We start from the raw sequence: 10,413 nt of genomic DNA, 5'->3' as shown, positions 1-10,413 counted from the left end.
GGCGAACAGAGACTGGTGGGCGTCGCGCAGGACAACATCGGTAATGGCAATGGTCATGGATTCCTCCGTAAATTAAGGGTTAAGGCGGCGATGGTGGTGGATAGCGGCGGCAATCACCGGCTTGAGGCGGGCAAAGTCGTCCGCGGACACGGCGGCGGCAGGTGCCAGTTTTGGCGCCGGAGCCGGTTCAGGGAAGAAACGGTTGACGGCGGCGGACATGCCGCGGATGGCGAAAATCAGCAGGAACAGAAATGCCAGCACGAACCCCATGCCGAGGAACATCAGAGTGAAGCCTTCACCTAATAGCACTGAACTATTCATAATAAAGTCTCAAATTTAATAATCTAAAATAGAAAAGTAATATCAGGCATTAATAGAAGGGATAAAATACCGGTAGTAAAATCATACTAACGATAAAACAAACCAAACTAATCGCCAATCCGGGTTTTAAGAAATCTTTAAATTTAACATTCCCCGGACCAATAATCATTGAGTTTGCTGGAATAGCCATTGGAGTACAAACAGCAACACTACTCGCAATAAAAACAGCAATAACAACTGCACGAGGGTCTGCGCCAATAGACTGTGCGATAGTCCATCCTACCGGGCATAACAACGTACATGCTGCAGTGTTACTCATTACTTGAGTCAAAGCCCATGTAAGTATCCACAATGACGCCATAATAATCATAACGCCAGAATCTCCGGTTACTGAAATAACGGCATTGGCAATCATTTCTCCAGCACCAGTAGAATTAAGCGCGGCACCTAAAGGCATCATAAACGCAAGCATGAAAACAGTTAGCGTTTCAAAAGAATTAAAAGTTTCCTTTTGTGTTAAAACGCCAGCGAATACAAGAACAATAGCCGCACAACATGCAATAATATGCATTGGAGGCAGAAACTTAATATAATCAGTTGCCACCATTCCAGCGATAGACAGAATAAAAACGGCTAAAGTTAAATTTCTATGCCAGGCCGGAATTTGGCTATAATCCATTTGAGAATCAGATTGTGTATTTCCATCACGATCTGCGATGAGTTTTGAACCGAAGAAATAGAGAAATATAGAGCATGCAATCAGCAAAGGAATACCAATTTTAGCGTATTCGAAAAATGGCACCGACAGACTTCCCTTACTAAAAGTTTCAATAGTATTTTTAGCAATCAGATTTCCTGGCGAACCGATAATAGAAATGTCAGCACCGATTGTTGCCCCAAAAACCAGAGGCATAAGAAGTTTAATAGGCTTAATCTGACTACTGGCGGCAATACCTAAAACAATAGGAATTAGCACAGCAACTGTTCCGCTATTAGAAACAAAGGCAGACATAACTCCACCAATAAGAAAAATCAATACACTAAGGCTTCTTTCTGTTTTAGCATATTTTAGTAAAATTTTACTTGATTGCCATGCCAAACCTGTTTTAAAAAATGCCGCACCGAGTACACACATGGCGACGATAAGAATAACATTCGCATTTACGATTGAAGCAAAAATATCCTTAGCATCGATAACACCCGTAAAATAAAGTGCCATTGGGACCATAAATGCAACTAATCCCATAGGAAGACGATCGCTAACAAAGATAATTATTGCAACCACTAAAACCAACAAAGTAATAATCGCTGGTGACATGTATACGTCCTTATATTATTAGGGTACAAAAACAACTCATTACAGTCATGAATACAACTGCAACAAGCATAAATCACATGTTATACTAAAATTACATCTAATTAATTTCTATTGAGAAAGAATACACTCACATAAATAACAACACTTACCCGACAAAGGCATAACATATTCTTACTGCTTCTGTTTCTGTTTAATCAAATAATTTCCTCTTAAAATCTGTCTGTGTATAATGCTACTTATATAAATGAAACTCATCCAATGCTAATAAGGTTGCAGCTTATGCAATATCGGCATCACCTCGAACTAACATGGCTCGAAGACTGTCTGGCTCTAAAAGAAACGTTGAATTTCTCAAAAGCGTCTGCCTCAAGATATGTGACTCAACCCGCATTTAGTCGTCGGATACAATCTCTCGAAGAATGGGTGGGTACGCCCCTTTTTGAAAGAAGTAAACGGGGAGTCACCCTTACCAAGGCCGGAGAAGTATTTACAGACCAGCTTCCCGAACTGATCCACTCCTTGTACACATTGAAAAGTGATACCCTTGAGGCCGCAGGTAATAAACAACCTAGTCTTGTTTTTTCAGCAACGCATGCTTTGTCTTTCTCTTTTGTACCGCATTTGTTAAAACAGAGTGATAAAATTGCAAAATTTGGTTCATTTCGTCTTTTATCTGACTCATTGAATGCGTGCGAAAAAATGATGCGGCAGGGAGATTCACAATTTTTGCTGTGTCACCATCACCCACATATGCATCTAAATTTAAATAAAAATAACTTTATGAGCATTCGTCTTGGGTTTGATACATTAATTCCATTCAGTAAACCAGACTCAGAAACGTTAAAACCGTTGTGGAATATAAATAATAAGATTCAATTCCCTTACCTTTCTTTTTCATCACAGTCAGGTCTGGGAAGAATAATAGCAAATACAGCGTCTATTAACAGAATTACCCATAATATAAATGTTGCCTTTGTGGCCGATCTGGCAGCAACACTATTGGCAATGGTCAGATCTGGCGATGGTGTTGCCTGGATACCTCAAAGCCTTGCCAGGCAAGATATAGAGGCTAAAACTATTGTTACTGCAGCGAAAAAAGAAAGCAATTTATGGGTACCCATAGAAATAAGACTTTATAGACCAGCCAAGAGAATGCCTCGAGATGCCGAAGAGCTATGGGAAATTTTTGTTGAAGAACAAATATAATTATTTAATTGTAAAATGTTCTTTAATATAATCCTCAATGAATTTAATTAACGCTCTGGTTGCATATGATAAATATTTATCTTTCTTCCAGGCCAAACCAATCGTAACATAAGTCGGCTCAGTCATGGCCTTGGTTATTACTTTTTCGGCTTTAAGATCGACAGCGTCCAAAATGAAAGAAATTCCTTCATTTTTAGCAACCAGATCTATGTTGGTTTGAACCCTGTTTGATGATAGAAAAATATGTGTATGAATTCCTCGCTTTGTACATTCTTCAATAATCGTTTTTCTATGCCAGGAATCTTTTTTCATTAGTATCAATGGCTCATATTGTAGATCTTCCCAATCGATACTATCCTTTTTTGCCAGGGGATGTTTATCTGACATACATACCACGTGCTGCTGAGTCATTAATGGTACCGTAACTAATTCTTTTGGACAGTCATTAATAATAACAATAGCAAGATCCAGCTCTCCAGCAGAAAGTTTATCATGTAAACCAAAAGTCCCCTCTTCAACAAGAGAGAGTTCCATCTCTGGATAAATCTCTCGGAAATGCTTGAAGAGCGGTGAAAAAAGAAACAAACTTATCATCGGTGGGATCCCCAAAGTTACTATGCCACCATTTTCATTACGATAATCTTTCATTTCCGCTACGCTATTTTTTAACGCAATAAGGATAGGTTCAATTTTTTGTAAGAAAAACATGCCCTCCTCAGTAAGGACAAGTTTATTTTTCTTTCTGTCAAATAATGTCACCCCTAATTCAGTCTCTAACTTCTTAATAGCAATGGTGATATTAGGTTGAGAAACAAAATGCCGCTCAGCAACTCTGGTTAAGTTACCTAACAAAGAAGCGCTTACAAAATATTCTAATTGTCTAATTTCCATTTATTTTCCACTACTATAAATAAAATTTATCATTTAATAAAAATAACATATTTCCTTCCTACAATGAATACGAATATCATGAAAATGTGATCAATGGATAAAACAATGCAACATAGCACTGGAGGGAGTATGAGTCGTATATTAAATACAGAAATTATCATTCCGGTTATCGAAAAACTTGTAAAAAAAGCTTGTTATGAACTGGATGATAATCTCATGTGTTCTTTTCGTAAAGCATATGATAAAGAAGAGTCAAAGATCGGCAAGGAAACCATTAAGATATTAATTGATAATGGAGAGTATGCAAAAAAAGAACAACTTGCATGCTGCCATGATACCGGCACTTGTATCGTTATAATGGAAATTGGACAACATGTATGCTGGGAAGGTAAGCCGCTTAAAGATCAGGTGAACCAGGGTGTTCGCCAGGGCTATGAAAATGGATACTTAAGAAAATCCATGGTTGCAGATCCATTAGAACGTATTAATACTAATGATAATACTCCTGCAATTTTACATACTGAAATTGTTGATGGTGACCGAGTGACAATTACCGTTATGCCAAAGGGCGGCGGTAGCGAAAATATGGGAACTTTTAAAACATTGCTTCCCGGCGATGGTATTGATGGTATAAAAGATTTTGTTCTGGAAACTGTCCGTCGTGTAGGAGGCAATCCATGCCCTCCTTATATTATTGGTATCGGCGTTGGCGGTACAATGGATCACTGTTCGTGGATGGCGAAGAAAGCATTATTACGCCCTCTTGGTGAGTTCAATGCTAAACCACTTTATGCCCAGCTCGAAGCTGAATTATTAGAGGCCGTGAATAATACAGGGATCGGCCCTTTAGGTATGGGCGGGCGTATTACGGCGTTAGGCGTGCATGTCGATTACTATCCTTGCCATATCACTGCACTGCCAGTCGCAATCAATTTCCAATGTAATGCAAGCCGCCACGCTAGTGAAATCATTTAATACCTGGAGAAGCTATGATGGAATTAACATTACCATTGACTAAAGAGAAAGCGAAAACTCTTAAGGTCGGCGATATATTATTTCTCACTGGATTTGCTTACACCTGCCGTGACGCCGCGCATAAAAAAATCGAAGTAGCGCTTAGTAACGGAGAAAAATCACCAGTCGATTTTCAAAACCAAACGATTTACTATGCTGGCCCCTGCCCTGCCAGACCTGGTTTACCTATTGGCTCCAACGGTCCTACAACGGCCGCGCGTATGGACCCATTTGTAGAAATGATGTTTCAACAAGGAGCAACTGCGTTTCTTGGCAAAGGCGATCGTGCTGATTATGTCGCTGAGCTTTGTAAAAAATACGGTGGGGTTTCGCTACTCGGGATTGGAGGAGCGTCTGCAATTAATACAAAACATGTTAAATCAGTAGAAATTGTTGCCTACGAAGAATTAGGAACAGAATCCATTAAGAAGTTATATTTTGACCGCTATAGAGTCATTGTAGGAATTGATTCGGAAGGAAATACCCTCCAGAAGCAGGAAGTACCTAAGTACGCCAAATAATAATACATTAATATTGGCAATATCGGTCCGGTAGACTGTTACCGGACCGATATGTTTTCTATCCTGCACTTCACGACAGGATAGAAAATAAACTTAGCCGCGACGGGCTTTTACCGCTGCCGACAACTGACGAAGCAGCGCATCGGTATCTTCCCAGCCAATACAGGCGTCAGTAATGCTTTTACCGTAGGTCAGCGGCTGACCGCTTTCCAGACTCTGGTTTCCTTCTACCAGATGACTCTCGACCATCACGCCAATAATCGCTTTTTCACCGCCCGCTATCTGCTGACAGACATCGGCGCAAACCTCCATCTGCTTTTGAAATTGCTTACAGGAGTTGGCATGGCTGAAATCGATCATGACCTGCGGCGTCAGTCCCGCTTTGGTGAGGCCTTCTTTCACCTCAGCAACATGCTGCGCGCTATAGTTTGGCGCTTTACCGCCGCGCAGAATGATATGGCAGTCGCCGTTGCCGCTGGTATTCACAATCGCCGAATGACCCCATTTAGTGACGGAGAGGAAGCAATGCGGCGCGCCGGCGGCGTTGATGGCGTCAATGGCGACTTTAATCGTGCCATCAGTACCATTTTTAAAACCGACCGGACAAGAGAGGCCAGACGCCAGTTCGCGATGAACCTGGGATTCAGTAGTCCGCGCGCCAATGGCACCCCAGCTCATCAGATCGGCCAGATATTGCGGCGTGATCATATCGAGGAATTCGCCGGCGGCAGGCAGGCCGCTGTCGTTAATATCCAGCAGCAGTTTGCGCGCAATACGCAGACCGTCGTTAATCTGGAAGCTGTTATCCATGTGCGGATCGTTAATCAGCCCTTTCCAGCCGACGGTGGTACGCGGTTTCTCAAAATAGACGCGCATGACAATTTCAAGCTCGCCTTGAAGCTCATCACGTAGCGCCAGCAAACGGGCGGCATACTCTTTCGCCGCTGCCGGATCATGAATTGAACAAGGACCGATCACCACCAGCAGACGATCGTCATTGCCTTTGAGAATTTTATGGATAGCTTTGCGCGCGTGAGCAACGGTATTTGCTGCATTTTCCGTGGCGGGAAACTTTTCCAGCAGCGCGACCGGAGGTAATAACTCGTTGATTTCTTTAATGCGTAAATCGTCGTTCTGATAATTCATGTTTATTCCAGTGTTGCCGTACTTATCCCAATGAATGCAATCCCTCCAATCTATCTCTTCAATTAAATAGTGTAAACGGGCTTTTACACTTTGAACGGAATAATCCTGGAATTCAGGAAAAAAACGCACAAATGTAGCGAAAAATGGGATCTAACCTACACTTTTTAACTGTAACCACTCTGTTTATGAATTATTGCAAGATTCTCTGCTGCGTTAACCCGCGGCGGCGAACGCTTTTTATCCCTTATTTGAGGATTTGACTGACACGTGCACTGTTGGAAGAGGTTATCCGACATATCCACCATAACAGGAGCATCTTATGAAAATGACAAAACTGACTACGCTTTTACTCACCGCTACCCTCGGCCTTGCCAGCGGCGCAGCGTTAGCTGCTGAATCTAACGCGCAATCCAGTAATGGCCAGGCGAACTCGGCGGCAAATGCCGGTCAGGTTGCCCCGGACGCCCGCCAGAATGTAGCGCCGAATGATGTGAATAACAACGACATCAATACCAACGGCAATACTAACAGCACGATGCAGCATCCAGACGGTTCAACCATGAATCATGACGGAATGACCAAGGATGAAGAGCATAAAAATACCATGTGTAAAGACGGTCGCTGCCCGGATATTAATAAAAAAGTGGAAACCGGTAATGGCGTCAATAATGACGTGAATACCAAAACCGACGGTACCACACAGTAATGCAGAAAAAAGTCTGATAACGGGAGAGCTTTCGCTCTCCTTTTTATTTTGTCAGCGAAAAATCAGTATGATGTCTACAGTATTGATGAGAATAACAAAGGAATGACGTTATGGCGCACTCACACTCTCATGCCGATTCACACCTGCCGAAAGATAATAATGCTCGTCGCCTGCTTTTCGCCTTTATCGTCACTGCTGGATTTATGCTCCTTGAGGTGGTGGGCGGGATACTCTCCGGCTCTCTGGCGTTGTTGGCGGATGCGGGACATATGCTCACCGACGCGGCGGCCCTTCTCTTTGCGCTGCTGGCGGTTCAATTTTCCCGTCGTCCCCCGACTGTTCGCCACACTTTTGGCTGGCTAAGACTCACCACTCTGGCGGCCTTTGTGAATGCCATTGCGTTGGTGGTCATTACCCTTCTCATTGTCTGGGAAGCGATAGAGCGCTTTTACACGCCACGTCCGGTGGCGGGCAATCTGATGATGGTGATTGCGGTTGCGGGTCTGCTGGCGAACCTGTTTGCGTTCTGGATTCTCCATCGGGGAAGCGATGAAAAAAACCTGAACGTGCGCGCTGCCGCGCTACATGTGATGGGCGATTTGCTGGGTTCCGTCGGCGCAATAGTCGCCGCGTTGATCATTATCTGGACGGGCTGGACGCCAGCGGACCCGATTCTCTCTATTCTGGTTTCGGTACTGGTGCTACGCAGCGCCTGGCGTTTGTTAAAAGATAGCGTCAACGAATTGCTGGAAGGCGCGCCGGTTTCACTGGATATTAATGCCTTACAGCGCCATTTAAGTCGGGAAATCCCCGAAGTCCGCAACGTACACCATGTGCATGTCTGGATGGTCGGCGAAAAACCGGTCATGACGTTGCACGCTCAGGTCATTCCGCCACACGACCATGATGCGCTGCTGGAACGTATCCAGGATTTCCTGATGCACGAATACCATATTGCGCACGCTACGATTCAGATGGAGTATCAAGTGTGTCACGGCCCGGACTGTCATCTGAATCAGACGCCATCCGGGCATGTTCATCACCATTAACGGGAAAGCGCGCGCGATCCTCGCTCCCGCGCGCTGTTTATCCACAGGCGGCTACCGTTCACGGCGATAAATGTCAGGATCAGATATTCCAGCGACATCGCATAGACGCCCTGCAAAGCAAAAATCACCACACTGATCACGTTGATTACCACCCACAGGAGCCAGTTTTCGACATATTTGCGTGTCATCAGAATCATCGCCGCGATAGACAGCACCATCATGCAAGAGTCCCAGAACGGGAAAGCGTCCGGTTGCAGTACAGGCATTGTCACCTGTAACCCCAGCATCTGCATAATGGCGACGGCCACGCGCGTCAGGACGGCGAATACGGGATCGATATATCGCGTCATCAAACCGATAGCTATCACACATATCGCCAGCCATGCCATTGCTTTTGGTAACGGCAGCCAGCGGATTTTAAGCTCGGCTTCATTATCCTTTGTTTGCCGCGACCACGCATACCAGCCATAAATATTGGCGGCAAAGAAAAAGAGTTGCAGCAACAGGCTGGCATAAAGCTGGATCTGAAAGAAAATAATCGCAAACAGGGTGACGTTAACCAGTCCAAAAAAGTAGTTGCTGATCTTCTCCAGACTGGCAAGCCAAATACAGAGCAGGCCGGCGATGGTTCCTACCGCTTCGATCCACGAGAGATCGTACCCGCCAGCGCCAATCGGAATATGAATCAGTATGTTGTGCGTACTAAAAAAATCCATTCTCTCCCCCAAAGATTTCCGTCTTTACGCCCGAAGTGTAGCCGCAAAATCCAGCATCCGGTTGAGCGGCAGTAATGCGCCCTCGCGTAGCGCCGCATCAACCTGTATTTCATGCGCCGCGCCTCCCTGCTCCAGCCCTTCAGCAATGGCTTTCAGGCCATTCATCGCCATCCACGGACAGTGCGCGCAGCTACGGCAGGTCGCCCCCTCGCCAGCCGTGGGCGCTTCAAGCAGTTCTTTTTCAGGCACCGCCTGCTGCATTTTGTAGAAGATGCCGCGATCGGTCGCCACGATAAGCTGTCTGTGCGGCAGCGTTTCTGCCGCCTTAATAAGCTGACTGGTGGAGCCCACCGCATCGGCCATTTCGACAATGGACTGCGGCGATTCAGGGTGAACCAGAAGAGCGGCATCGGGATAGATTTTTTTTAAACGGGTCAACGCCTGGGTTTTAAACTCGTCATGCACGATACACGCCCCTTGCCAACACAGTACATCGGCCCCGGTCTGTTTTTGCACGTAATTCCCCAGGTGTCTGTCCGGCGCCCAGATAATTTTTTCCCCCAAACTATCCAGATGCTCAATCAGTTCTACGGCGATACTGGAGGTCACAACCCAGTCCGCACGCGCTTTAACAGCAGCAGAGGTGTTAGCATAGACCACTACGGTTCTGTCAGGGTGTGCATCACAAAAAGCGCTAAATTCGTCTATTGGGCAGCCTAAATCCAGCGAACATTCCGCCGCCAGGGTAGGCATAAGAATGGTTTTTGCCGGGCTGAGGATTTTGGCGGTTTCCCCCATAAACCGTACGCCCGCTACCAGCAGCGTGGATGCGGCGTGCTTCGCGCCGAAACGGGCCATTTCCAGTGAGTCGGAAATACAGCCGCCGGTTTCTTCTGCCAACTGTTGAATTTCCGGATCGGTGTAGTAGTGCGCCACCATGACGGCATTGCGCTCTTTGAGCAACCGCTTGATTTTCTCACGATAAAATTGCTTTTCGTCGTCGTTCAACGGCGTTGGTTTCGGCGGGAACGGGTAGATTGCGGCTTGTGGGTCAAACATTACGCTCATCGTGGCTTCTCGTTTTACTGACTTAACGAAACAACCGAATGAAAGCGTAATAAACGCCACAATCGGTTAATTTGTTTTATATGCTAAACAAGATAGCTGATTCAATAAGGAAAGTCACAATAATTACGTAGCCCCGTATCTGATGGCGGCGTAACGTCTTATCTGGCCTACGTGAGCGGCGCCGTCTGTAGGCCTGATAAGCGCAGCGCATCAGGCAAGACCCAAACCTACGGCAGGTTCGAATCTTCCATATCGCAGATAGCAAAAAGGCGCCGCCAGCGCCCTCTTTTACATTGGTGGGTCGTGCAGGATGACTCGCTTCGCTCGCCCTTCGGGCCGTCGCCGTAAACGGCTCCGTTGTCTCACTGCGTGAGACCCGGACCTGCGGCAGGTTCGAATCTTATAAATCGCAGATAGCAAAAAAGCGCCTTTAGGGCGCTTTTTTACATTGGTGGGT

The 10,413-nt window shown here is 45.5% G+C and carries 11 protein-coding genes and 1 other RNA gene; 5 read left to right on the top strand and 7 right to left on the bottom strand.

Features of this window, described 5'->3' with window-relative positions:
• Positions 1 to 72: 72 nt before the first annotated feature.
• Positions 73 to 321 carry an oxaloacetate decarboxylase subunit gamma gene (locus tag NA986_RS24105; RefSeq protein ID WP_020898560.1) on the bottom strand — a complete coding sequence of 83 codons (249 nt, stop codon included), beginning with the start codon at positions 319 to 321 and terminating at the stop codon, positions 73 to 75.
• Positions 322 to 370: 49 nt separating this feature from the next.
• Positions 371 to 1,639: an SLC13 family permease gene (locus NA986_RS24100; RefSeq protein ID WP_000074129.1), complete on the bottom strand. Its 1,269-nt coding sequence runs from the start codon at positions 1,637 to 1,639 to the stop codon at positions 371 to 373.
• A gap of 222 nt (positions 1,640 to 1,861) precedes the next feature.
• Between NA986_RS24100 and NA986_RS24095 the strand changes: the two genes are divergently transcribed.
• Entirely contained in the window at positions 1,862 to 2,845 is a 984-nt protein-coding gene (locus tag NA986_RS24095) for a LysR family transcriptional regulator (protein ID WP_077911515.1), read from the top strand.
• On the opposite strand, the gene NA986_RS24090 is transcribed toward NA986_RS24095, so the two are convergent.
• Entirely contained in the window at positions 2,846 to 3,736 is an 891-nt protein-coding gene (locus NA986_RS24090) for a LysR family transcriptional regulator (RefSeq protein ID WP_000405927.1), read from the bottom strand.
• A 129-nt stretch (positions 3,737 to 3,865) separates the two neighbouring features.
• Here NA986_RS24090 and NA986_RS24085 point away from each other — a divergent pair, with 129 nt between their 5' ends.
• Complete coding sequence (locus tag NA986_RS24085) at positions 3,866 to 4,711, top strand: fumarate hydratase (RefSeq protein WP_000086831.1); 846 nt, start codon at positions 3,866 to 3,868, stop codon at positions 4,709 to 4,711.
• A gap of 14 nt (positions 4,712 to 4,725) precedes the next feature.
• A complete protein-coding gene (locus tag NA986_RS24080) occupies positions 4,726 to 5,271 on the top strand; it encodes a FumA C-terminus/TtdB family hydratase beta subunit (protein ID WP_000970374.1) in 546 nt (181 codons plus the stop codon).
• A 93-nt stretch (positions 5,272 to 5,364) separates the two neighbouring features.
• Here the strand turns inward: NA986_RS24080 and aroG are convergent, their stop codons facing one another.
• Positions 5,365 to 6,417, bottom strand: coding sequence for a 3-deoxy-7-phosphoheptulonate synthase AroG (gene aroG / locus NA986_RS24075; protein WP_001109234.1), 1,053 nt, complete (start codon positions 6,415 to 6,417; stop codon positions 5,365 to 5,367).
• A 319-nt stretch (positions 6,418 to 6,736) separates the two neighbouring features.
• On the opposite strand from aroG, the gene NA986_RS24070 reads away from it, so the two are divergent.
• Positions 6,737 to 7,123 (top strand): YbgS-like family protein, encoded by a 387-nt coding sequence (locus tag NA986_RS24070; RefSeq protein ID WP_000784380.1) that lies wholly within the window; start codon positions 6,737 to 6,739, stop codon positions 7,121 to 7,123.
• Positions 7,124 to 7,233: 110 nt separating this feature from the next.
• Complete coding sequence (gene zitB, locus NA986_RS24065; protein WP_000951250.1) at positions 7,234 to 8,172, top strand: CDF family zinc transporter ZitB; 939 nt, start codon at positions 7,234 to 7,236, stop codon at positions 8,170 to 8,172.
• Here zitB and pnuC read toward each other — a convergent pair.
• From pnuC to NA986_RS24050, 3 genes are all read right to left on the bottom strand, one after another.
• Complete coding sequence (gene pnuC / locus NA986_RS24060; protein ID WP_001728872.1) at positions 8,169 to 8,888, bottom strand: nicotinamide riboside transporter PnuC; 720 nt, start codon at positions 8,886 to 8,888, stop codon at positions 8,169 to 8,171. The two genes, zitB and pnuC, sit on opposite strands and share 4 nt — an antisense overlap.
• A gap of 24 nt (positions 8,889 to 8,912) precedes the next feature.
• On the bottom strand, positions 8,913 to 9,956 hold the full coding sequence (gene nadA / locus NA986_RS24055) for a quinolinate synthase NadA (protein ID WP_023215864.1): 1,044 nt from the start codon (positions 9,954 to 9,956) through the stop codon (positions 8,913 to 8,915).
• Between the two features lie 294 nt (positions 9,957 to 10,250).
• Positions 10,251 to 10,376, bottom strand: a non-coding RNA gene (locus tag NA986_RS24050) — RtT sRNA.
• Between the last annotated feature and the right edge of the window lie 37 nt (positions 10,377 to 10,413).

Origin of the sequence: Salmonella sp. NW177 (assembly GCF_051811585.1) — a bacterium.
Classification (GTDB): Bacteria; Pseudomonadota; Gammaproteobacteria; order Enterobacterales; family Enterobacteriaceae; genus Salmonella; species Salmonella enterica.
Note: the sequence above shows the minus strand (reverse complement) of the source record. Positions and strands in the feature narration are given on the sequence as shown.